At 35.9% G+C, this 24500-nt stretch carries 17 protein-coding genes; 8 read left to right on the top strand and 9 right to left on the bottom strand.

Annotated elements, in window-relative coordinates:
* Positions 1–38 precede the first annotated feature (38 nt).
* The 5 genes from BTA34_RS08180 to BTA34_RS08160 form a co-directional block, all read right to left on the bottom strand.
* Positions 39–632 carry a fimbrial protein gene (locus tag BTA34_RS08180; RefSeq protein ID WP_151435232.1) on the bottom strand — a complete coding sequence of 198 codons (594 nt, stop codon included), beginning with the start codon at positions 630–632 and terminating at the stop codon, positions 39–41.
* Positions 623–2992, bottom strand: a complete 2370-nt coding sequence (locus tag BTA34_RS08175) for a fimbria/pilus outer membrane usher protein (protein WP_151435231.1) — start codon at positions 2990–2992, stop codon at positions 623–625. Before BTA34_RS08175 ends, BTA34_RS08180 begins: the two co-directional genes overlap by 10 nt.
* Entirely contained in the window at positions 2982–3683 is a 702-nt protein-coding gene (locus BTA34_RS08170; protein ID WP_151435230.1) for a molecular chaperone, read from the bottom strand. The genes BTA34_RS08175 and BTA34_RS08170 overlap by 11 nt, the downstream gene beginning before the upstream one ends.
* A gap of 117 nt (positions 3684–3800) precedes the next feature.
* On the bottom strand, positions 3801–4349 hold the full coding sequence (locus tag BTA34_RS08165; protein ID WP_151435229.1) for a fimbrial protein: 549 nt from the start codon (positions 4347–4349) through the stop codon (positions 3801–3803).
* A gap of 356 nt (positions 4350–4705) precedes the next feature.
* Positions 4706–5329: an FMN-dependent NADH-azoreductase gene (locus BTA34_RS08160; RefSeq protein WP_151435228.1), complete on the bottom strand. Its 624-nt coding sequence runs from the start codon at positions 5327–5329 to the stop codon at positions 4706–4708.
* Between the two features lie 233 nt (positions 5330–5562).
* Between BTA34_RS08160 and hrpA the strand changes: the two genes are divergently transcribed.
* Entirely contained in the window at positions 5563–9459 is a 3897-nt protein-coding gene (gene hrpA / locus BTA34_RS08155) for an ATP-dependent RNA helicase HrpA (protein ID WP_151435227.1), read from the top strand.
* Between the two features lie 280 nt (positions 9460–9739).
* Here hrpA and BTA34_RS08150 read toward each other — a convergent pair whose 3' ends face one another.
* On the bottom strand, positions 9740–11134 hold the full coding sequence (locus tag BTA34_RS08150; protein ID WP_151435226.1) for a basic amino acid/polyamine antiporter: 1395 nt from the start codon (positions 11132–11134) through the stop codon (positions 9740–9742).
* Between the two features lie 264 nt (positions 11135–11398).
* A complete protein-coding gene (gene ydgH / locus BTA34_RS08145) occupies positions 11399–12352 on the bottom strand; it encodes a DUF1471 family protein YdgH (RefSeq protein WP_151435225.1) in 954 nt (317 codons plus the stop codon).
* A gap of 386 nt (positions 12353–12738) precedes the next feature.
* Between ydgH and pntA the strand changes: the two genes are divergently transcribed.
* Complete coding sequence (gene pntA / locus BTA34_RS08140) at positions 12739–14268, top strand: Re/Si-specific NAD(P)(+) transhydrogenase subunit alpha (RefSeq protein ID WP_151435224.1); 1530 nt, start codon at positions 12739–12741, stop codon at positions 14266–14268.
* 11 nt (positions 14269–14279) lie between these two features.
* On the top strand, positions 14280–15668 hold the full coding sequence (gene pntB, locus BTA34_RS08135) for a Re/Si-specific NAD(P)(+) transhydrogenase subunit beta (RefSeq protein WP_109372271.1): 1389 nt from the start codon (positions 14280–14282) through the stop codon (positions 15666–15668).
* 80 nt (positions 15669–15748) lie between these two features.
* Here the strand turns inward: pntB and uspE are convergent, their stop codons facing one another.
* Both uspE and BTA34_RS08125 read right to left on the bottom strand, forming a co-directional pair.
* Entirely contained in the window at positions 15749–16699 is a 951-nt protein-coding gene (gene uspE / locus BTA34_RS08130) for a universal stress protein UspE (protein WP_151435223.1), read from the bottom strand.
* 141 nt (positions 16700–16840) lie between these two features.
* Positions 16841–17599 (bottom strand): FNR family transcription factor, encoded by a 759-nt coding sequence (locus tag BTA34_RS08125; protein ID WP_036912995.1) that lies wholly within the window; start codon positions 17597–17599, stop codon positions 16841–16843.
* Positions 17600–18171: 572 nt separating this feature from the next.
* Between BTA34_RS08125 and BTA34_RS08120 the strand changes: the two genes are divergently transcribed.
* From BTA34_RS08120 to BTA34_RS08100, 5 genes are all read left to right on the top strand, one after another.
* Positions 18172–20562: a DMSO/selenate family reductase complex A subunit gene (locus BTA34_RS08120; RefSeq protein WP_151435222.1), complete on the top strand. Its 2391-nt coding sequence runs from the start codon at positions 18172–18174 to the stop codon at positions 20560–20562.
* The gene (locus tag BTA34_RS08115; RefSeq protein ID WP_151435221.1) at positions 20559–21188 is read left to right on the top strand and encodes a DMSO/selenate family reductase complex B subunit; all 630 of its coding nucleotides are present in this window, start codon (positions 20559–20561) and stop codon (positions 21186–21188) included. The genes BTA34_RS08120 and BTA34_RS08115 overlap by 4 nt, the downstream gene beginning before the upstream one ends.
* Entirely contained in the window at positions 21185–22057 is an 873-nt protein-coding gene (locus BTA34_RS08110; protein WP_151435220.1) for a dimethyl sulfoxide reductase anchor subunit family protein, read from the top strand. Before BTA34_RS08115 ends, BTA34_RS08110 begins: the two co-directional genes overlap by 4 nt.
* A gap of 14 nt (positions 22058–22071) precedes the next feature.
* Positions 22072–22956 carry a 4Fe-4S binding protein gene (locus tag BTA34_RS08105; protein WP_151435219.1) on the top strand — a complete coding sequence of 295 codons (885 nt, stop codon included), beginning with the start codon at positions 22072–22074 and terminating at the stop codon, positions 22954–22956.
* A gap of 127 nt (positions 22957–23083) precedes the next feature.
* On the top strand, positions 23084–24109 hold the full coding sequence (locus BTA34_RS08100; protein ID WP_151435218.1) for an NAD(P)H-quinone oxidoreductase: 1026 nt from the start codon (positions 23084–23086) through the stop codon (positions 24107–24109).
* Positions 24110–24500 lie beyond the last annotated feature (391 nt).

Below are 24500 nucleotides of genomic sequence, written 5' to 3'. Positions count from 1 at the left end.
TTATTTATCGTGCTTTTTTTCTTTTTTTTTCTTATTAATTAATCGTACTCATTAAAAACAACAATATCATCATTTATTGTCATAATAAAATGAATGTTTGATTCTATATAGCCCGATGCTGGTGGCATATTATCCTTTTTTACATAGTTAACTAAAAAATAAAACTCAGCCTCTCCATCAATCAGTTCTTCAGTGAACTCACTCTCTTTATTGAGATTTATAGGTCTTTCTTCCACATTGTACAATAATTGAAAAGCAATATTACTGCTTGCATTATTGTCATTAATCGTATTTTTTAAATAACCCGTTATATGATCAATACTGGTATTTTCAATTTTTAAGCGAACATCACCGTAACTTTTAGAACAATCTTTGATAGAAATAAGAATAATATGAGGATCTGTGCTTGCTAATTCACCTGCTTCATACGATAAAAAATCATTTCCGTTAATAGAAAATCTATCACTTGTATTTTCATAAATATAATCTATATCACAGCTTTGTGGGATATAGTGATCACCACGTCTTGGCATTGATGAAAATGAGAATGATGAATAGAGCAAAGTTATAATTAAATAGACGAAATGTGTTTTGTTTTTCATATCTAATACTTTATTTTTACTTAAAGACAATTAACTTCTTTTTTTATCAGGTTTTTTTTCGTTTCATCGGAACTCAAATTATAATTAAATTGACACTGTTTATCTTCTCCCCATTTTACTTTGATTAACCCATTGTCAGGAATAGCAGAAAGAAAAATAATATTGTTTTCTGTCACTAATCCTTGAGAAATAATATTATTCTCTTTATCTAGTACGGTAACTTTTGACGCAAAAGGAAGGGGGGTTATTGACTTAAAAAGAATACGATAGCCAATTTTTATTGGAAAAGTAATTTTAGGTATTGCGCCTAATGTAGGAATAATATTTTTATTATAATATTCAGTCTCAGCGGATTGAGGAAGTGTTGTAGCATTGAGTTTAATGTTATTTATTCGATAAGGCGTAATATTATTTAAAATTAAGTTACCAAAGATATCTGTTTCTAAATTGGGCGAAAATGATGTTTTAATACCAGTAATGCCTTGTGTACTCACTAATGCAAAGGTCTTACTTAAACGAGGGGTTAGTGTAATTCCTTCTGAATGAAGTAATAATGCACCATTAACTGAAAGGTTGAAATTGTAATTGTTTTCTGATTTGTTTCCAGAGAAAAGGTAAGATTGATAATTATTTTGATAGCGAGTATGAACAGAAAATTGATCAAATTTTCTTTTAGGATGATGTGTATGCTGATAGCTTACTGAATATCCTAAATTATTATTCAGTAATGTACCACCAATGTTTGTATTATTTGAATAACGTTTATTAATTACTTGATAATTTGTTTGATTATTCATCCAATGATGATGTACATTACTTCCTATCGGGATCTGAAAGTTAAATGAAAAATAATGATCTGAAAATCTTTTTTCTTTTTTAAAATCATATTTTAAATTATAGTTTATTTTATTTATTGAAGATGAAAATGATGTTCCTATTTCATATGTTTTAGATGAGTTATCATATAATTTATCATTGTAGTGTAATGATATATAACCTATTTTATTAATATTTTTAGATAAAGAGAATGAGTGTTCTTTTTTTATCCTGTTTTCTAATAAAAAACTATCTAAATAATGATAAAAGGATACTCTAGAAGTAAAGTAAGTTTGTGTTATTGGCATGTTTTTTTGATAACGAAATTGATATTTAATTTTATCATTGTTATTTTTCTCATAATTAATGTCTGTCGCTAAACCGCCTAATAGACCTAAGTCTAAAGATAGCCCTAATAAATAGTTATGTCTTTTATCACGTTTTCTTATGGCACTGTAAGATGTGATTTTTTGACTAAGCCCATATGAAAATTCACCTAAAAGGAAAAGAGGTTTTTTATTATTATGATAGTTAGTTAATGTACCCGATATAATATTATATTGATAATTTCCTTTATTTAATTGATTCGGTAATGATGTAAAGTAGTGTGTCGAAACTTTTACTCTTCCATCTGTTTCTTTGATTTCCAAAGTGAGTTTTTCACTTCCTATTGAAGGTAATGAATTTAAAAGAAAAGGGCCGGGCGGAACCGTTGTTTCATAGATGATTTTATCATCTTGTTTTATGATAACGTTAGCGTGAGTATCTGCAATACCTTCAATAACAGGTCTATTAGCGTAAAGTGTATTATTTGCAATTAAATTATTGGATATTAATTGAAAGCCAACTATTTTATCACTTGATAGTATTCGTGTTGTGGGTGAAAAATTACCTCCATAAAAAAGAGAAGAAAAAGAATTAATTTGTCGATACGCATAAATTGATGAAAGCTTAGATTGATGGCTATCTTTCCTCCAATTAAATCCACTTTGGCTACGCACACGCCAAGCACCTATATTAATACCTGAGTGCAAATTAAGTTTTTGCTCAGGTGATTTTTTCTGATGATATTTAATCCAATAGGAATATTGAGTGAATAATGCGGTAATTCCGTCATCCCAGTCTTGTTCATTGATTACATAATCTGTTTTTTTTATTAATGCTTTTTGAGGAATAATCAAGTTTAATTTTTGATTGGAAAATTGGTATTTAAAATCAATTGAGTAATTGCTTAAAAGTATAGGCTCTGGGCTTTCTTTATTGATGGTATAAAAATCGGTATCAATACCAAGAGATATTAAATCCTTAACAAAAAGAGAGGGCGTTAATTTATTTTCTACATTTTTATAATATAGAAGTTTTACCATTTTTTTTCTATTATTAATATGAATAATAGAATGATAGAACCCTTCAGGTTTTTTATTTTCAAGAAGAAGTTTAATCGTTTCATCACTAACATTAGAAAATGAATGGGAATAAAGAGAAAGAGTGTTATTTTTAGCGATGGCATTATTGTTAAAAGCAATTATCAAAATAAATAAAGTAAGCTCTCTTTTTTTTAGTTTAATCTTCATTTATTATCGCCTTATCTGTTGTATTTATTTCAACGCCATATTGGTCGATTGTTTTCCATTTAATCAACCCCTGTTTTTTGATTATTTTTTTTGTATTGTATTTTTTAAATGGTGGTATGGTTTTACTCTTTTCAATAAATACAACACCATCAGAATTAACTTTAAGTAAAGTAATAAAATATGGAGTAGGGTTATTTACAATAAACTCATCATTTTTATTTTTTAAAAACTCTATTTTTTTATATGCATCTACTGCATTTTTTTCTATTGATATAGGTCTATATATTAAGTTATAAATAGAATTCATTGAAATATGTAATAAGTTTGTATTATCATCTGAATCTGATAATGAAGGTATTCTTTTTATATTTATTTTATATAGTGTTTCCTGTTCTTTTTTTTCTATTTCTTCAGTCTTAAAGATCTTTAAAAAGTAGGTTTCGTCTTTTTCTATTTTAAAGAGTGGTGGGGTGATCATAAATGGTAAGTCAGTATTATTACTTTCATCATAATGTGAAATCCAACTCTGTATAAAGTAATCGCTATTTGTATTGTTTTTTATTTCAATGACTTCTTGATTTTTACTTTCAATAAAAATAAATTTATCTTTATTTATTTCTATTGATGTATGACCATAAATAGGAAAAAGTGTAAATATAGATAATATAGTCAGTTTTATTTTTTTAATCATTTTTATTTAAGTCTAATAATTTAAAAGTTAAAAGTTAAAAGTTAAAAGTTAAAAATAGAAATAGAAATAGAAATAAAAAACAAAGCTGGAATACCAGCTTTGTTGATTTTTAAGATCTTAATCTACAGCAACATCACTATAAATAACATCAAATGATAAGCTAGATCTTACTAAACCTGGAGTTGCATCTAATCCATTTGGTTTCATATAATTCACTTCAAATAAAAAATCTGCAGTCTTAGCATCTTTATCAATATTTAAATTAAATGCTTTAGGTTTTTCATTACTTAATTCAATAATATTTTTATCTGCATCAAAAATGGCAATATCAACATTGCTGCCATTGTCTGCTTGATTTTTTAATAATTTTTTTGTTTGTTTTGGGATTTTTAACTGAACATTAGCAAGACTCTCATTACAATTGGAAAATTGAATGACAAGCGGTTGGGCATCTGTTTTTGCTATATGGTCATCGCCAAAATGACTTGCTTGAACTGGCGGTAATTCAACAGGTTGTATATCTTGTAATTGGCAAGTACGGTCCGCTGTAACAGAACCATTAATTGTAATTGTGCCTACGTTTTTTTCTGTATATTCAACTGCATTTGATTGTGTGGATAAAAAAGCTGTAGATAAAATGAGTATGGAGAGTAAATTCTTTTTCATTTAAAATTCCATTTATTTATTGAATTAATAAAATTATTTAATTGTTTCTATATTAATTGAAACAATTAAATGTTATTAATTTGCTTTTTATAAATCAAATTGATTTTTTATTGATATATTTATCATTAATATGAATCAAAAAATAAATAATAAAAAATGGCTATAAAAATAATTTTTATTTAGCTATTGATTTGAAAGTTTGATTAATCTTGGTGTTTTTCTCTATCAAGGTGTTTTAATTATAAATTAATAGCGTGTTTTTTATAAAAGAGGAATTGATACGAAAATAACGTTGGTAAATATAGATATAAAAAAAAGCACCAGAGTGAGGTGCTTTTAAAGAGAAATACTAATTATTATTTTATTATAATGCTTCTTTTATTAACGACAGCATCAATTTCTTTTTGTGCTTGCAGGTGAGATTGCTGTGCGTATTCTTCACCATATGCTGTACCTTCAGCCATAATAAACTGTACGTCATTGATACCGATAAAAGCTAAAAACTGTGTTAGGAATGGAACAATAAGATCAGATGGCTGATCTTTATGAACACCACCACGACTGGTTAATACAACTGCTTGTTTATTTTCAAGCAAGCCAATAGCACCCGCTTCAGTATATGTAAATGTTTCACCCGCACGAGCAATAAAATCAATATAGTGCTTTAATTGGGCCGAAACTGAAAAGTTATACATTGGTGCAGCAATGACTATCACATCGTGAGCTTTTAATTCACGGATTAATTCATCTGATAATGCTCGGGCTGTTTTTTGTTCATCCGATAACATTGCTGTCTCTTTACCAAACGCAAATAGCGTAGCTTGATCTAAAGCAGGTACAGGATCTTTAGCAAGATCACGCACTGTAATTAAGTCATCTTTATGATTACTTTGCCAATTTTCAATTAAGTAATCGGTCATTTTATTACTGTGTGAATAGCTATCTAAAATGCTAGATTTCAGTACAAGGATCTTTTTCATTATTTTCTCGTGGTCTATAAAGTGTTCTATTTATTTAAATTTATTAGTTAATCGTAGTTTACTCTATCTTTAAATTATCACATCACAATCCTTTGAATATGCTATTCAAAATTATTGATTATATGAAATCATATACTAAGAATTTTAATCAAGCCTTTATGTGCCAATAGTCTGTTGTGATATCATACGACCATTAGTTTTGATTAGAATAACCTCAAAAAGGATAATAAAAGGTGACATTATCATCTGCCACGCTCTATCAAGAAATAGAGCAATTATCGCTGCGGGAGCAGCAGCGATTAAGAAAACGTCTACGTGGCATCGCTAAAATTAATAATGAAGAGTCTAAACAAGCGGTATTAAGTGCAATTAAAGACGATATTACAACAGCACAACAGATGATAATTCGCCGTCGTGCCAATTGTCCTGAAATTACTTACCCAGAAAACCTTCCTGTTAGCCAAAAGAAAGATGCCATTTATAATGCAATACGCGATAACCAAGTTGTTATTATTGCGGGGGAAACTGGCTCAGGTAAAACAACGCAGATCCCTAAAATTTGCCTTGAATTAGGAAGAGGGATCAAGGGTTTTATTGGCCACACTCAGCCTCGTCGTTTAGCTGCACGTTCAGTGGCTGAACGTATCGCTCATGAATTAAAAAGCACGTTAGGAGAATCTGTAGGTTATAAGGTTCGCTTTAGTGATCATGTTGGTGATAATACCCTCGTTAAGCTAATGACAGACGGTATTTTATTGGCTGAATTACAGCAAGATAAACTGCTATTACAATATGACACCATCATTATTGATGAAGCCCATGAACGTAGCTTAAATATCGACTTTATTCTTGGTTATTTAAAGCAGCTATTACCTAAGCGCCCTGATTTAAAAGTCATTATTACTTCTGCAACCATTGATCCTGAACGTTTTTCCAAACATTTCAATCAAGCGCCTATCATTGAAGTTTCAGGTCGAACTTATCCTGTTGAAGTGAGATATCGTCCTATTGGTGGTGACGAACTTGATAATGATAAGGATATGACAGATGGCATTGTTGATGCTATTGATGAATTAAGCAGAGAAAGTGCGGGTGATATTCTTATTTTTATGAGCGGTGAGCGAGAAATTCGCGATACTGCTGATGCGCTGAATAAACTACAACTTCGCCATACTGAAGTATTGCCTTTATTTGCCCGTTTATCTAACAGTGAACAAAATCGAATTTTTCATCCTCATAACGGCAGGCGTATTATTTTAGCCACTAACGTTGCCGAAACTTCATTAACTGTACCAGGCATTAAGTACGTTATTGATACCGGTTTTGCACGTATTAGTCGTTATAGTTATCGAACTAAAGTACAACGACTTCCAATAGAACCTATTTCTCAAGCTTCAGCAAATCAGAGAAAAGGGCGTTGTGGCCGTGTTTCTGATGGTATTTGTATTCGTCTTTATTCAGAAGATGATTTTATTTCTCGTTCTGAATTTACTGATCCTGAAATATTAAGAACTAACCTTGCATCGGTTATTTTGCAAATGACATCGATAGGGTTGGGGGATATTAGTGCTTTCCCATTTGTACAGCCACCGGATAAACGCAATATTCAAGATGGTGTGCGTTTATTAGAAGAACTAGGCGCGTTACAAAATGAAACCGATCACAATGGTGCTTATCGTTTAACCCCAATGGGGAAACAACTTGCTCAACTTCCTATCGATCCTCGTTTGGCGAGAATGGTACTTGAAGCGCGTAAATATGGTGCAGTAAAAGAATTGATGGTTATTACATCTGCACTTTCAATTCAAGATCCGCGCGAAAGACCGATGGATAAACAGCAAGCTTCTGATGAAAAACATCGTCGCTTCCAAGATAAAGATTCTGATTTCTTGTCTTTTTTAAATATGTGGGATTATTTAAAAACTCAACAAAAAGAGTTGAGTCATTCTCAATTTAGAAAGCTGTGTCGGCAAGAGTTTTTAAACTTTATGCGTGTTCGAGAGTGGCAAGATGTTTATACGCAATTACGACAAGTTGTTAAAGAACTCGGCTTTCCTGTTAACAGTGAACCTGCCGATTTTAGAAGCGTCCATGTTGCGTTATTAAGTGGTTTATTGTCGCATATTGGGCAAAAAGATGCTGATAAACAAGAGTTTACTGGGGCGCGAAATGCGCGCTTTTCTATTTATCCGGGGTCTGGTTTATTTAAAAAACCACCAAAATGGACAATGGTCGCTGAACTGGTCGAAACCTCTCGTTTATGGGGGCGAATTGCAGCACGCGTAGAGCCAGAATGGATTGAACCTATAGCTGAACATTTAGTGAAACATCACTATAGCGAGCCACATTGGTCAAAAGCGCAAGGCGCTGTAATGGCTAATGAAAAAGTTACGCTATATGGTTTACCTATTGTTGCCTCTCGACCTATTAATTATAGCCAAATTGATCCGTTATTATGCCGGGAGCTTTTTATTCGCCATGCGTTAGTAGAAGGTGATTGGCAAACTCGTCATGCATTTTTCCGTGAAAATTTAAAATTACGGACTGAAGTGGAAGAGTTAGAGCATAAATCTCGTCGTCGTGACATTCTTGTTGATGATGAAACAATGTTTACTTTCTACGATCAACGAATACCACAAGACGTTGTTTCATCACGTCATTTTGATAAATGGTGGAAAGAAGCACAAAAAGCATCACCGGATCTGCTTAACTTTGAAAAGAGCATGCTTATCAAAGATGATGCTAAGCGTGTGAGTGCATTAGATTATCCAAATTATTGGCATCAAGATAATTTAAAATTGCGCTTAACTTATCAATTTGAACCGGGTACAGCGGCTGATGGTGTCACTGTTCATATTCCATTACCGATTTTAAATCAGGTAAAAGAGGAAGGTTTTGATTGGCAAATTCCGGGCATTCGCCATGAATTGATAGTGGCTTTAATTAAGTCATTACCAAAACCTATTCGTCGTAATTTTGTCCCAGCACCTAATTATGCCTCTGCTTTTTTAGAGCGCGTACCTCAAGTTGAAGGTAGCTTACTCGATAAACTCGAAAATGAATTACGCCGTATGACAGGCGTGACTGTTGATAGAGAGAGTTGGCAACTAGACCAAGTTGCTGATCACTTAAAAATGACATTCCGTGTTGTTGGCGATAAAAATAAAACACTGGCAGAAAGTAAAGATCTCAATAAATTAAAAGAGAACTTAAAGGAAAAAGTGCAAGAAACATTATCAGCAGTCGCTGATGATGGCATTGAACAACAAGATTTACATATTTGGAGTTTTGGAGATTTGCCTCAGCGTTATGAGCAAAAACGCGGTGGTTATTCAGTGAAAGCTTATCCGGCACTCGTTGATGAAAAAAACAGTGTGAGTATTAAGCTTTTTGAAACCGAATCTGAACAACAAACTTCCATGTGGGAAGGCGTAAGACGCTTATTGTTATTAAATATTCCGTCACCGATAAAATACCTACATGAGAAATTACCTAACAAAGCAAAACTGGGTCTTTACTTTAACCCTTATGGCAAAGTGTTAGAGCTGATTGATGATTGTATTGCTTGTGGTGTTGATAAACTTATGGCTTCTTATGGTGGTTTAATTTGGCAAGAAGGCGAATATCAAAAACTGCAAGAATATGTCAGAGCTGAGTTAAATGATGCTGTGGTTGAAATAGCAAAACAAGTTGAAGCGATTTTAACTCAAGTATTTGCTATCAATAAGCGTCTAAAAGGGCGGGTGGATATTAGTGTTGCTTTTGCATTATCTGATATTAAAGCCCAACTTGGTCAGTTAGTTTTTCCTGGTTTTGTGACTTCGCATGGATGGAAACGTCTTGCGGATATTCCTCGTTATTTGAGTGCAATTGAAAAACGAATGGAAAAATTGGCCATTGATCCTAATCGTGATCGCGCTCAAATGAGCCGAGTTGAAAATGTTATTCAGCAGTGGCAACAGTGGTTAGGTAAGTTAACAGAGAAACAAAAGCAGCAAGAAGAAGTGCAAAATATTCGTTGGATGATAGAGGAGCTTAGAGTAAGCCTGTTTGCTCAACAGATAGGTACACCATATCCAATATCAGACAAACGTATATTACAGGCGATGGAACAAGTCAGTTTTAACTAATTTAATCGTGACATATATAGACCCACGGGAACTTATGCTTCTTGTGGGTTTTTTATTGTATAGCGAATAAATAGCTACCTATAAATTAGTTACAACATACAATATATTTCTTGCTTTATAAGCACCTAACCATCGATGTTAAAAATCACTGCTTAGCAGAAAAAATTTTTGACTTAAGTGGAATTTATTTAAGTGAAATTTGTTTTGAAGAGAAGTTAGGAAGAGAAGAAGAGAGTAAAAAAAAAGAGGTACTGTTTTTCCAGTACCTCTCAGATTGTCTTTAGGATATAGCTAAATAACCTAACGCAGGAATAGCGCCAAATAAGACAAGCGCCAACAGAATTTTTTCACTTAACAATAGTGGCTTTTTATCTTTATATTGTTTTCGGGTGTATAAAAATATCAGGATACCAGGTGCATAAAGTACAACAGAGAGTAATAAGTTAATAACACCTGATGCATAAAGTAGCCATAAGCCATATAGACTCGCAGGTATAGCTATTAATAATAAAGCACGACTACTGCGTGCAATTGCGACTTTAAATAAAAATGCACCAACAAGAAAGTAAGGAACAAGGATCATCTCTGATGCAATGGTCAGCAATGTATTGTAGTTACTTCCCGTCAACCAAATTAAAACTAAAGAGAATTGGACTGCACAGTTGGTAAACCATAATGAAGATGAAGGCGCATCATTTTTATTCTGCTTTCCTAATTGTTTAGGGAAAGAATGATGTAGTGCGGCAATATAAGGCACTTCTGCTGCCATAATTGTCCAACTTAAATAAGCACCACATACAGAGAGAATAAGACCCGCTGCAATAATTATCTCGCCTATGCTACCAATAAGTTGAACAAGTAATGGCGCCATTGACGGGTTTTTCATCGCCGCCAATTCAGCTTGGCTAACTAAACCTTGCGATAATAAAGTGACAAGAATATAGATAATTAATGCGATGACAACAGCAAGTACAGTTGCTAAACCAACATCACGACGATTTTTAGCTCTTGCGGAAACTACGACCGCACCTTCAATACCAATAAATACCCACAGTGTAATCAGCATGGTATTTTTGACTTGATCCCAAACAGGGACACCCAAATTTACACCTTTAAAATCAAGGGTAAATATATCCATATTGAAAGCTAATAGGGCGACAATAACAAATAATCCTAAAGGAAGAAGTTTTGCCATTGTCGCCATTAAATTAATGCTAGCTGCAGTTTGCACACCACGCAATACAAGAAAATGGACAACCCAAAGTAAGATTGATTCTCCAATTAATGCCTGCCATGTATTCCCATCACCAAAAATAACGTTCTCTGGTGTATCTGTAAAAAAACTAAAGGCAGCAAAAACAATAACAAGATAAGAAACGTTAGCAACAACAGCGCAGACCCAATAACCCCACGCTGAACAAAAACCAATGAATTCGCCAAATCCTTCTTTCGCGTAGGTAAAAATACCTCCATCAAGATCAGGTCGCAGGCGAGAGAGGAGTAATAAAGATGTAGCAAGAAAGAGAATACCAATGCCGGTTATCACCCAACCAATAATTAATGCGGCAGGGCTAGCAACTTCGGCCATATTTTGAGGCAAACTGAATACACCTGCACCAACCATTGAGCTTAATACTAAAGCGGTGAGTGATATTAAGCCAAGTTTCTTATTCAAGGATAATTACCTACGTGATTAAAATTGTAAATAAATAGCGTATTTTCTTATTTTTTGGTCAGTAAATAGAATAAATATGAATATCTCAAATTTAAATAAAGATAAAAACACTAAAAAACAGCGAGATTTTACGGAGAGTTGACTTGGTTGTCTATGCATTAAATCATAAAAATTATGCAGTTTTTGTAAAGCGGGGTTGGTTTGATGATATTTTGAGTAAAAAAAACCTCGCATTAGCAAGGTTTTTTTAATTAGAAAGTTTTATTACTTGAATAGGTCGGCGGTAATAGTGACTGTACCACCATCACTTTGCCATTCATTTGTAATATGGTAGTACTTGGCACCTTTTGCTGCCGCACGTTTAGCAACCTGATAAGAAATTTCTGGTGAGTTTACAAAGTATCCGCTAAATGTAATGGTATCAAACGGGTCCATTAATGCAGCTGCTGCTTTGTTAACTTCTTGGATTTCAGTACCATCAGGTAATGTGACAGTGTAACGACCACTAGCACCTGAAGTTTGTGTATCAGCAAATGTTCCTACACTTCTATCAAAATCAGTGTTTGATGCAAGACCTGGTTTCTCAACTTTATTGGCAGCGGCTCCGCCTTCTGCAATAAGTGCACGACCTGCATCTGAATCATAAGGAACGACAGCCTCTGGTGCTTGAATTGCACGTTTAGGCGCATCTTTTTTGTAGATATAAGCTGTTACTTCTTGGTTACCACCATCATTTGTTGATACGTTACGAACAATAAAGAATGATGCTGCACCTTTTTTAGCTGCCGCTTTTGCAATTGCGTCGTTAATATCAGGGGTTGTAGGGTAGTAACCACGGATAGAAACGGTATCAAATGGTTGTAGCAGAATTGCTTCAGGTTTTGGTAGTTCTTTCACGCCATGAAAGACGCGATAGTTTTCTTTATCTGCTTTTGGTGCATCTTTATGGTATAGATCAGCAGTAACACTCATGTTGCCGCTATCACTAATATCATCTAGACCTTGAATATAGAAACTATCAGCACCGACTTTATCCGCACGACGAGAGACCGCATCAGCGGCTTCATAAATAGCGTTAAAACGACCGATAACTGTAATTCTTTCAAATGGTTTTAGTTCTGCAGCTTGTTCGGGTGTTAATTCCTGAGCAGCCTGCGCAACAGTGATATTAGTTAAAGACAACATCGCTGCTGCGATGACTGAGGTTTTCAGCTTCATACAAAATCCTTCCGCCTTGCGCAATTAATATTGGTCATGTGCTGAACGTAGTGGTTTATCACATAGGGATTAATTATTACATGTAATAATAGCATTTGTCGCATTATTTTATTTAGTGAGTCACCACAGAGTCAAATGACCAGTATATGTTACCAGATATTTACCTGAATATAGTGAATAATTCATAAATATGCCTTTTCGACTAAAATGATCTAATTAAGTTCAATTTTAGCTTTACACAGATATAGATTATTGGTTTTATTTTCAGTAGGTTATTAGAACTCCGATTAATAGCATGCATATTATTATTTTTAACATTTTTTTTGCATGAATGTGAAGTTAACGGAGAAATTTTAACAGAACGCTATGGATAAGAAGGGAAAATTATGCGAATTGGTATACCCAAAGAGCGACTTTCTAATGAAACAAGAGTTGCAGCTACACCCGCTACGGTGACTCAACTCATAAAATTAGGATTTACAGTCGTAGTTGAAAATGGTGCAGGCGTTGCCTCAAGCTTTGAAGATAAAGCTTATCAGGAAGCCGGTGCCGAGATCCTCTCTCTTCAAAATGTTTGGGAATCAGACATTATTTTGAAGGTAAATGCACCACTGGATAATGAAATTGCGTTGCTACAAGATGGCGCAACATTAGTGAGTTTTATTTGGCCAGCTCAAAATGCGGCATTACTCGAAAAGTTAGCTGAAAAGAATATTAACGTGATGGCAATGGATAGTGTGCCACGTATTTCTCGTGCACAATCTCTTGATGCGTTAAGTTCAATGGCAAACATTGCTGGTTACCGCGCTGTTGTAGAAGCTGCCCATGAATTCGGAAGATTCTTTACTGGGCAAATCACTGCCGCAGGTAAAGTGCCACCAGCTAAAGTAATGGTTATTGGTGCTGGTGTTGCAGGTCTTGCTGCGATTGGTGCAGCAGGAAGCCTTGGTGCAATTGTTCGTGCATTCGATACTCGTCCTGAAGTTAAAGAGCAAGTTCAAAGCATGGGCGCTGAATTCCTAGAGCTTGATTTTAAAGAAGAAGCAGGCAGTGGTGATGGCTATGCTAAGGTAATGTCAAAAGCATTTATTGATGCTGAAATGGCATTATTTGCAGAACAAGCAAAAGATGTGGATATCATCATTACAACGGCATTAATCCCGGGAAAACCAGCCCCTCGTTTAATTACGAAAGAGATGGTCGATTCAATGAAGCCGGGAAGTGTTGTAGTAGACCTTGCGGCTCAAAATGGTGGTAACTGTGAATATACCGTGCCTAATGAAGTCTTTACGACAGAACATGGTGTAAAAATCATTGGTTATACTGATTTAGCGGCTCGTTTACCGGCACAGTCATCTCAACTTTATGGTACTAACTTAGTTAACCTATTGAAATTATTGTGTAAAGAAAAAGACGGTAATATCAATATTGATTTTGATGATGTTGTTATTCGTGGTGTGACTGTCATTCGTGCTGGTGAAGTCACATGGCCTGCGCCACCAATTCAAGTCTCAGCACAACCTAAGGCCGCTCCTGCTGCAAAACCTCAAGAAAAACCTGTTGCTAAACCGGTTTCACCTTGGAAGAAATACAGTTTATTAGCGATAGCCTTTGTATTGTTTGCATGGCTTGCAAATGTTGCACCGAAAGAGTTTTTATCTCACTTTACGGTATTCGCACTTTCTTGTGTTGTAGGTTATTACGTTGTTTGGAATGTAAGCCATTCATTGCACACGCCATTAATGTCAGTGACTAATGCAATTTCGGGCATTATCGTCGTCGGTGCTTTACTCCAAATTGGTAGCGGTGGCTGGGTTAGCCTATTTTCATTTATCGCAATATTGATTGCGAGTATTAATATTTTTGGTGGATTTACTGTTACTCAACGTATGTTGAAAATGTTCCGTAAAGGATAAGGGAGACAATTATGTCCAGCGGAGTTGTTACAGCGGCATATATTGTCGCCGCGATATTATTTATTTTCAGCCTTGCCGGCTTATCAAAGCATGAAACCTCTAAACAAGGTAACTATTTTGGTATTGCAGGGATGGCAATTGCCTTGTTCGCAACCATTTTCGGGCCTTATGCTGGCAATGTGGGTTGGATCATTATTGCAATGGTAATCGGTGCCGTTATTGGTATCCGTTTAGCTAAAAAAGTCGAAATGACTCAAATGCCAGAATTGGTCGCAATCTTACACAGCTTTGTAGGTTTAGCGGCAGTTTTAGTGGGCTTTAACAGTTATCTTGACCACAATACAGCAATGGACCCTGTCATGGTGAATATTCACCTAACAGAAGTCTTTTTAGGGATCTTCATTGGTGCTGTTACATTTACAGGTTCAATCGTCGCTTATGGTAAATTAAGCGGAAAAATGTCCTCTAAACCGATGATGTTACCTAATCGTCATAAATTAAACCTTGCTGCTTTAGTGGTTTCTTTTTTATTGATGGTTTGGTTTGTTAAAACTGACAGCGTTGGTTTACAAGTTTTCTTAATCATCATCATGACAGTGATTGCCTTGGCATTTGGTTGGCATTTAGTTGCTTCAATTGGTGGCGCAGATATGCCAGTTGTTGTTTCGATGCTGAACTCTTACTCTGGATGGGCAGCTGCCGCAGCCGGTTTTATGTTAAGCAATGACTTGTTAATTGTAACGGGTGCATTAGTGGGTTCTTCAGGTGCTATCCTTTCTTATATTATGTGTAAGGCGATGAATCGCTCTTTTATTAGCGTAATCGCAGGCGGATTTGGTACTGATGGCTCAGCTTCAACAGAAGAAGGTGAAATGGGTGAGTACCGCGAAACAACCGCTGAAGAAGTGGCTGACATGCTGAAAAACTCAACCTCTGTCATTATCACTCCAGGTTATGGATTAGCGGTTGCTCAAGCCCAATACCCTGTACATGATATTACGGAAAAATTACGCCAACGTGGTGTGAAAGTGCGTTTTGGTATTCATCCAGTCGCAGGGCGTTTACCGGGTCATATGAATGTGTTGTTAGCAGAAGCTAAAGTGCCTTATGACGTTGTATTAGAAATGGATGAAATCAATGATGATTTCTCTGACACTGATACAGTCTTGGTTATTGGCGCTAACGATACAGTAAACCCAGCGGCACAAGATGATCCAAATAGTCCAATTGCAGGTATGCCAGTATTAGAAGTGTGGAAAGCGCAGAATGTTATTGTGTTTAAACGCTCAATGAATACCGGTTATGCAGGGGTGCAAAATCCACTGTTCTTTAAAGAGAATACACAAATGTTGTTTGGCGATGCTAAAGCCAGTGTGGATGCCATTTTAAAAGCACTGTAATAGATACAGATAGCGAATAGTACAAAGCCAGTCAAAATTTGACTGGCTTTTTGTATATAGAGCAATAAGCTTAAATAAGTTTAATCGTGATCACTATCAACAGTAATAGGGCAGGTAAAGCCATCTGGCTTGATGGCCAGTAAATCACATTTGAGATGATCAATGAGCTGTTCTGCAGTATTTCCTAAGAAGGCGGCAGAAAGACCAGTCCTGCCTAAAATACCCAAAACAACAATACCCGCATTTAACTCTTCACATACTTGAGGGATCACTTGCTCTGGCAATCCTTCTTTAACATGTGTTTTCTCTTCAGGGATAGAGAATTTCTGGCGCAACTCTTTCATCGCAATAAGATGCTGACCACGTAATGCAGTGTTATAAAGATTTGGATCAAAATCAGGTAGCTCAATTGCAATATTAATAGGCGCAACAGGATAGGCGCTAAGCAAATGGACATCAGGATTTTTTTGTATGCGATGAGATAAGTCAGTTGTTAGCTCAATCAGTTTGAGATTAAGAGCATCATGATAAGATTCTTCATTCGATAAATTTGCGGCGACAACGATAGTACCATATTCAGGCCACTCTTTATCTTTGACCATCCAAACAGGGCAAGGGCATTTTCTAAGCAATTGCCAATCCAGAGGAGTAAAAATGAGTGAACCTAATTTATCATGTTGGTGAGCCATTTTTATGAGTAAGTCATGTTGGTGTGCAACAACTTCTTCAATAATGGCTTCATAGGGGCGATTATGCCAAATGACTTTTATATCAATCTCTATGCCCGCTTCAAGGTAATAGCGCGCTTGTTGTTTGATCCAAGCAGCCTTTTGACTGATAACACCTTTACGCATTGCATTACGTTCATCGGGAGATAAAAGGGTTGTCATGTCATAAGAGAGATCATAAACAGGTAGAAAAGCTTTTATCCGCCCACCATTACGCTGAACGATATAGACAGCACGGCGAAGTGCTGGTTGGTCATCTTGGTTAGGATCAATGACAACGAGAAGGTTTTGATATTTTTCCATTGTAATATCCTCTTTAGGGCTGGATTTATCCATCTACAATTTAAAGATAACCCAAGAAGATAAAATGCAATAGCATAAAATAGAAAACGGGGCACAAATTTGTGTGCCCCGTTATAAAATTAGCGTGTGAAATGTAACAGATTAAACTTCAACTGATGAAGGAAGTTTGCCTGCAAGTTCACTTAACAGTGTACTATCTTCGATAGTAATGTATTTGCCTTTAACGCTCAACATACCGCTTTTTTGGAAGCGGCCCAGCAAGCGACTAATTGTTTCGACGGTTAAACCCAAGTAATTACCAATATCACCACGAGTCATGGTTAAACGGAATTCACGAGGAGAAAAACCACGCTGTGCGAAACGACGTGAGAGGTTATAAATAAAAGCAGCCAGACGCTCTTCTGCATTCTTTTTCGATAGCAGTAAGATCATTTCTTGGTCACCTTTGATTTCACCACTCATTAGGCGCATCATTTGTTGACGTAAGTTAGGCATTTTGCCTGACAGATCATCCAAAGTTTCAAATGGAATTTCACAAACCATCGATGTTTCTAAAGCTTGTGCGAAACTTGGGTGTTCAGTATTAATAATGGCGTCAAAGCCAACCAAATCACCAGCAAGATGAAATCCTGTTATTTGCTCGTCGCCTTCTTCCGTGATGGTATAACTTTTAATTGTACCAGAACGTATGGCATAAAGTGATTTCAGCTCATCACCTGCTTTAAACAAGGTTTGACCTTTCTGGATGGGCTTTTTACGCTCGATAATATTATCGAGTTGATCAAGCTCATGCTCGTTTAAAGTAAACGGGATGCAGAGCTGGCTAATACTGCAATCCTGACAATGGATTGCACAACCGCCAGATTGGATTCGGCGAACGACGCGTTTTTCTGGGATCATAAGCTTGCTCATTACAAATAAAAATATTGATATGCGTCAATTTTAACACATACTGCAGTAATTAGTAAGGGGAATAACGATACGTGTGGAAATAATTCTGAATGTAACAAAACATGTATCTTGATAAAAACAATGTTTTGCTTAAAGGTCTATTTAGAACAATTTGCGCTAACCCAATACTCAATTGGTATATTATTCGATTTTCTAACGAAGTCATAGTGCTATTACTAAATTATCCTTGTCAAAAGCCAAAAATGAAGAGGCGCTTCAATATTTTTTACCTTTATATTGACATTTTATTTACGGCTCTACCTTAAATTCGTGTTTTTTATATATAACTCTTTATTTTTATAACAAAAAATTAGATAAAGTTAACGAGGTGTATTTTTGATACAACTTAATGCTACCTTGAATTAGCTTTTCCTTATAAAAAGTGGGGGATCTGCAAAGAAGTGTGGAATATTGAAACATTCTATTACCTCTTTAGTGGTATTGATATACATCAATGAGGGTTTACCACTATATCCTATCATTTTCACTGATGAGCGTTGTTATGTGAGAATGATAAGATAATGAAAAAAATAGAAAAAAGTGAAAAAAATAGAGGGGAGATGTCGCTAAGTCGTCGCCACTTTGTTCAAACGAGTGCTGCATTAGTTACTGTGCCATTTTTCGCACGAAATGCACAAGCTAATGCAGATAAAAGTTTGCCAATTGCAAAAATGGAAGGAAACCCAGCTACCGTTGTAACGACATGTAGTACTTTTGACTGCGGTGGAAAGTGTGATATACGAGCCAATATTAAAGAAGGAATTGTCACTCGGATCACAACAAGACCTGATAATGAATTAGATGAAACGATGCCTATTATGAGAGCGTGCGTGCGTGGCAGAGGTTATCGTAAATTTTCTTATCATGCTGACAGACTAAAATACCCAATGAAACGTGTGGGCAAACGTGGTGAGGGTAAATTTGAACGTATTTCATGGGATGAAGCGACAACACTTATTGCAGAAAATATTACGCGTTTAACTGAAAAACATGGTGCAGCAAGTCGCTTTTTAACCGTCAATACCGCTGTAACAGGGGGGATCTTCTCTGGTGATACCATGATGAAGAAACTCTTCAATTTAACTGGTGGATACTTACCTTATTATCATTCTGTTAGTTTAGGGAATACGGTCAAAGTGACCCCTTATACTTACGGCATATCTAAAACAGGCAGTTCACTCGATACACTTGAAGATACACCACTAGTGATTTTATGGGGTCATAACCCCAATGAAACTATTTTTGGTCACACAAACCATTATTTTCAGAAAATGAAAAATAAAGGTACTAAGTTTATTGTGGTCGATCCTCGTTATTCAGATACGGCACAGTCTCTTGCTGATCAATGGGTTCCTCTTTTACCGACAACAGATAATGCCTTAATGGATGCAATGATGTATGTCATTGTCACCGAAAATCTTCATGACAAACCTTTTATTGATAAATATGTCATTGGTTTTGATGAAGAGCATATGCCTGAAGGTGTTCCTGCTAATGAGTCCTTGGTTGCTTATTTAACAGGTCAAAAAGATGGAATAGAAAAAACGCCTGAATGGGCAGAAAAAATCACTCGAGTGCCCGCAAATACTATTCGTCAACTCGCACGCGAATATGCCATGACAAAACCTGCTGCTCTTATTCAAGGCTGGGGACCTCAACGCCATATTTGTGGTGAGCGTAGCGCTCGAGGTTCGACATTATTGGCCGCGATCACCGGAAATGTAGGTAAAAAAGGGGCATGGGCGGCTGGTTATGGTGGCATTGGTAATCGACAATCTCTGCGCGGTCCTAATGTTGGAAAGAATCCAGTTAAAGCCCAAATTTCCATTATGAACTGGATGCAAGCAGTTGATGATGCAAGCCAAATACGTGTTGAAGATGGTCTTTTAGGTGTTGATAAACTCGATACCAATATCAAAATGATATTTTCTTTAGCCGGCAACTATTTAGTTAACCAGAACCCAGATGTAAATGCAGCGGCTAAATTATTAGCAGATGATTCAAAAGTTGAATTTATTGTTGCTAGTGACTTATATCTCTCTCCATCTGCAAGATATGCCGATCTTGTTTTACCTGAAACCAGTTTTCTAGAGCGTTGGAACATTGGTAATACATGGGGTACGGGTAACTATTTTCTTCTGTCCGAAAAAGTGGTAGAGCCGGCTTTTGAGCGTCGCTCTGACTATGAGTGGATAACAGACGTAGCAGAAAAAATGGGCGTAAAAGAGGCATTTACTGAAGGTCGAAGTGAAAAAGAGTGGATAGCTCATCTTGTTGATACCAATAAAGCGCGTTTTCAAGATAGACCTGACTTCCCTAATTTTGACGAGTTGGTAAAAACACGTCGTTACCTTTTCAAAGATGAGCCTTTCGTTGCCTTTGAAGAAAACATCAATGATTTTGCGAGTAACCCATTCCCAACACCATCAGGAAAAATTGAGATTTTCTCTAAGCGCCTTTATGACATGAATGATCAGGATATTCCTGCTTTATCTCATTATGTTCCAGCGATTGAAGGTCCTGAAGATAAATTAACAGCAACGTATCCATTACAAATGCTAACTTGGAAAGGAAAAAACCGGGCAAATTCAACACAATATGCCAATCCGTGGTTACAAGAAGTACAACGTCAAGAAGTATGGATAAACCCAATTGATGCTGAAAATAGAGGTATCAAAAATGGTGATATGGTGCGTGTCTATAACGACAGAGGAATAACTCAAATCTCTGCATTAGTAACACAACGCATTATTCCTGGTGTGGTTGGATTGCAAGCGGGCGCATGGTGGATGCCTGATGAAAATGGCGTTGATCATGGTGGATGCCCTAATGTTTTAACATCAACACGAATGACACCATTAGCACACGGTAACTCGCATTTAACCGTTTTAGTTGAGGTAACCAAAGCATGAGTGACTTTAAAGAATATGCGCCAGTGAGTGATGAACAGCTCGGTTTCTTTATTGATTCCTCTCGTTGCTCTGGTTGTAAAGCTTGCCAAGTGGCATGCAAAGACAAAAATAATTTAGAAGTAGGACGTCGTTTTCGCCGTATTTATGAAGTAAAAGGTGGCGGTTTTGCACCAACAGGACAAGGAGGTTTCGTTAATAATGTTTTTGCTTATACATTAACCCTATCTTGTAACCACTGCGATTCACCTGTTTGTGTGAAAAACTGCCCGACTACTGCAATGCATAAGCGTGAAGGTGATGGTATTGTCCGTGTCGATACCTCTAAATGCGTAGGTTGTGGTTACTGCGCTTGGTCATGCCCTTACGGTGCACCACAAATGAATGAAGAAACTGGGCAGATGTCAAAATGCGATTTTTGTATCGATTTGTTAGCAGAAGGCAAAAATCCAATTTGTGTTGATACCTGTCCACTAAATGCGATTAAGTTTGGCAAAATTAAAGATCTCAGGGCGAAATATGGGCATTTAAACCAAGTTCAAGGATTGCCTGATTTTACGATGACAAACCCGAATTTAGTTATCAAACCTCATATGGGTGCGACGAAAAAGGGAGGAGTTCAAGCATGAGTGAATGGCCATTAGTTACCTTTACTTTATTCGTCCAAAGTTCTGTGGGTGTGACTATTTTCACCGCACTTTATTTTTGCTGGTTAGAAAAAGCAATTGGTAATCAAAGAGCAACCGTTGCTATGCGTCCTGTATTATTAACGGGTGCTATTTTAGGTTGCTTGGGATTATTAGCTTCAACATTACACATGGGATACCCATGGAATGCTTTTCATGCATTACGCCATATATCTTCATCATGGCTAAGTCGTGAAATCATATTTGCTGCAGTTTATCTTGGTGCATTATGCCTTTATACCTTAGTTGTTTTGATAAAAGGGCATATGAATAAAACCATACTGGCAATTATTGGTTTGCTTGGCATCATCGATATATTCTGTATGGCATCACTGTATTACAACACCTCAATGCTGACATGGATGCACGCAAATACCTATTTTATGTTTATAGGGGCATTATTTGCAGCTGGCTCGGTTATTGCACTATCAATAACGGCATTTCGTGTTAAAGCATTTGTGAATGATGAGTTAGCAAAAAGAATTGTAATAAGTGCATTAGTGGTTGTTTTTCTTGCTGTAACATTACGTATGGCTGTACAGCCGTTCTATTTGGAATGGATGTCAGCAGTCATTTCAACAAATGATGCAATAACGTTCCCTCATACGCCTATCATTGCGTATAATGAAACATTCGGATTAAGAATATCTGCATGGCTTATGTCAGTTCTTGGTATTTTAATGATGGGATACAGTGTATGGAAATATCGTAATGCTGTATTTACTTCAGGATTGCGTATGGTGTTAGCAAGTAGCGCAATAATACTGATTGCAGAAATTCTTAATCGTTTTGCATTCTTTATTGTTAAGTAGTGGAGTAGTGATGTATGAGGCGTTTTATTAAGGTGGAGCTTCCTCCTGAACCAATTATTAATGATAAATGTGTTAGAAAACGCCTCAAGCAAAGCCTATGTGATAGTTGCTCCAAAGTTTGCCCTGTGGGCGCTATCACTTTTGCTCACTTAGATGTAAAAATAGACAATGAACGCTGTTTTCAATGTGGTAATTGTCTATTTACTTGTCCCGTTGACGCGATAGAAAATATCGCGCCCCACGAAAGAACACACCAAGATAATTACCTTGTTGTTAATCATGATGAACCGTTAGCAAGTACAGAAGAATTATTAGTGTGGCACCGCCAATATCAAATTAGAGGAATGAAGATAACGCAACCTTTAGTGGATAAATGGCTTCCTGTTTTAGCAAACTTAAATCTTCAATTAAAAACATTACAAGAGCCTATTTGGCAATTAATAATCACTGAACCTACGGATATTGATAGCGGGCGTCGCTTTATGCTTTTTCGTCAAAAACTAGATGAAAAGCCACTCAATAAAAATCAAGTAAGAACAGGATTAAATGCAAGAAAACAACTTTATCCTGAAGATAGTTGGTTTCAAATTCAGTTAGACAAAGACAGTTGTATTCTTTGCTCTGCCTGCGCCAAAGTGTGTGATGAAGGTGCGATTAAACTTGAAAATAATATATTCATGCTTGATGAAAAGCGTTGTACTGGTTGCATGAGTTGTGAAGTGGTTTGTTTTCCTAAATCTATTCATGTTAATAAACACGTTGCTAAAAATAACGAACCAACACACTACCATTATTATGATGCCCACTGTGAAAAATGCCGTTTAGCCTTCTTATCTTGGAGTCCAGAAGCAAAATTGTGCCCGATTTGCATACAACATCAGAAGCAAGGTTGGTTATAATCTCTCTCAATTACACTTAAGTTATTTATTGCTTAATAAACTCTTATCCTTATAAAAAAAGAGATAGGATGTTGATTTTGTTTATTTATCATTAAATTCCGAGAGTGACCAAATAAAATGGGAGTATATGATGAAACCAACTGTTTTACCTGCGGAAATGTTAGAAATTGCCATTACAGAGCCAGGTGGTATAGATAAGTTACAACCTCAACTATCACCGATACCGTTACTTCCTCCACATTATCTTTTGATCAAAGTTGCAGCTTCTGGTGTTAATCGCCCGGATATTTTTCAACGCCAAGGCAGTTATCCGCCACCAGCAGATGCTTCACCTATCCCAGGTCTTGAAGTTGCCGGAGAGGTTTTCGCATTAGGGGAAGGCTGCACTAAATGGCAATTGGGAGATAGAGTCTGTGCTTTAGTTGCTGGTGGTGGTTACGCTCAATATTGTATTGCTCATGAAGATATCGCATTACCGTCAATGAATTTAACGGACATTGAAGCCGCAGCATTGCCTGAGAATTTCTTTACTGTTTGGGCTAATTTATTCCAGTTAGGAAAACTAAAACAAGGTGAATCTGTTCTTATTCATGGCGGAACATCGGGAATTGGATCAACTGCCATCATGCTTGCTCACACAATCGGTGCGACAGTTTATACAACGGTTGGCTCTGAAGAAAAAGCTACCGTGGCTCGCGCACTCGGCGCTGATTATGCCATCAATTACAAACAAGCCGATTTTGCTAAAGAAATTCCTATATTAACTGAAGGGAAAGGCGTTGATGTTATTCTTGATATTATTGGTGGGGATTACGTAGAGAAAAATTATCAAGTTGCCAGCAAGTTTGGGCGCGTTATACAAGTGGGTATGATGAAAGGAATGCCTAAAAATTTAAATATGATGCCAATGATGATTAAGCGTTTAATTCATACTGGTTCCACGATGCGGTCTCGCTCAATAGAAGAGAAGGCGCAAATAGCACAAGAATTAAAACAGCAAGTGTGGCCACTTATTGCTGAAGGAAAAATTAAACCAATCATTAATGCTATTTTTCCATTAAAAGAAGTAGGGAAAGCACATCAGTTAATGGAGTCCGGTGATTTAATTGGTAAGGTGATGCTTGAAATCCCATCTTATAACGGAAAAGAGTAAAAATAAGAGTGCTTAAAACTTATTTGATATAAGAGGTAAGCACTTCTTTTCCTTTCTAAAAAGCGAATATTCCGAAAAATACATACTAAATATTTTATGTGTTTTTTATGTATTGAAGGAAAAATGAATAACATTTAAATAAATAAATTTTTATTTTAGATAAGTAATTTAATATCTATTCTTTTTTATAGATGTTAAGCGATAGAAATATTCATTGATTCTGATTAAGGTAGGTTTAAGTATTGACCTTGGCAAAAATAATATCATATTTACAGAAATATAACTTAAATCAAAATTGATAGTGAATTTAAGAAACTAACAAATAAAGCTAAATCATTTATCATTAAGATATCATTTGCTTAAATCAAATTAGAAAAATATTAACTGATAT

It is taken from the genome of Proteus sp. CD3 (assembly GCF_008808075.1).
Classification (GTDB): domain Bacteria; phylum Pseudomonadota; class Gammaproteobacteria; order Enterobacterales; family Enterobacteriaceae; genus Proteus; species Proteus appendicitidis.
Note: the sequence above shows the minus strand (reverse complement) of the source record. Positions and strands in the feature narration are given on the sequence as shown.

Bases quoted from the DNA above. Each gene is read 5' to 3' on its own strand.
- BTA34_RS08105 (WP_151435219.1), top strand. From the start codon at position 22,072: ATGAGGCGTTTTATTAAGGTGGAGCTTCCTCCTGAACCAATTATTAAT.
- ydgH (WP_151435225.1), bottom strand. From the start codon at position 12,352: ATGAAGCTGAAAACCTCAGTCATCGCAGCAGCGATGTTGTCTTTAACT.
- BTA34_RS08170 (WP_151435230.1), bottom strand. From the start codon at position 3,683: ATGATTAAAAAAATAAAACTGACTATATTATCTATATTTACACTTTTT.
- BTA34_RS08125 (WP_036912995.1), bottom strand. From the start codon at position 17,599: ATGATCCCAGAAAAACGCGTCGTTCGCCGAATCCAATCTGGCGGTTGT.
- BTA34_RS08175 (WP_151435231.1), bottom strand. From the start codon at position 2,992: ATGAAGATTAAACTAAAAAAAAGAGAGCTTACTTTATTTATTTTGATA.
- BTA34_RS08160 (WP_151435228.1), bottom strand. From the start codon at position 5,329: ATGAAAAAGATCCTTGTACTGAAATCTAGCATTTTAGATAGCTATTCA.
- uspE (WP_151435223.1), bottom strand. From the start codon at position 16,699: ATGGAAAAATATCAAAACCTTCTCGTTGTCATTGATCCTAACCAAGAT.
- BTA34_RS08115 (WP_151435221.1), top strand. From the start codon at position 20,559: ATGAGTGACTTTAAAGAATATGCGCCAGTGAGTGATGAACAGCTCGGT.
- BTA34_RS08165 (WP_151435229.1), bottom strand. From the start codon at position 4,349: ATGAAAAAGAATTTACTCTCCATACTCATTTTATCTACAGCTTTTTTA.
- BTA34_RS08110 (WP_151435220.1), top strand. From the start codon at position 21,185: ATGAGTGAATGGCCATTAGTTACCTTTACTTTATTCGTCCAAAGTTCT.
- BTA34_RS08120 (WP_151435222.1), top strand. From the start codon at position 18,172: ATGAAAAAAATAGAAAAAAGTGAAAAAAATAGAGGGGAGATGTCGCTA.
- pntB (WP_109372271.1), top strand. From the start codon at position 14,280: ATGTCCAGCGGAGTTGTTACAGCGGCATATATTGTCGCCGCGATATTA.
- pntA (WP_151435224.1), top strand. From the start codon at position 12,739: ATGCGAATTGGTATACCCAAAGAGCGACTTTCTAATGAAACAAGAGTT.
- BTA34_RS08100 (WP_151435218.1), top strand. From the start codon at position 23,084: ATGATGAAACCAACTGTTTTACCTGCGGAAATGTTAGAAATTGCCATT.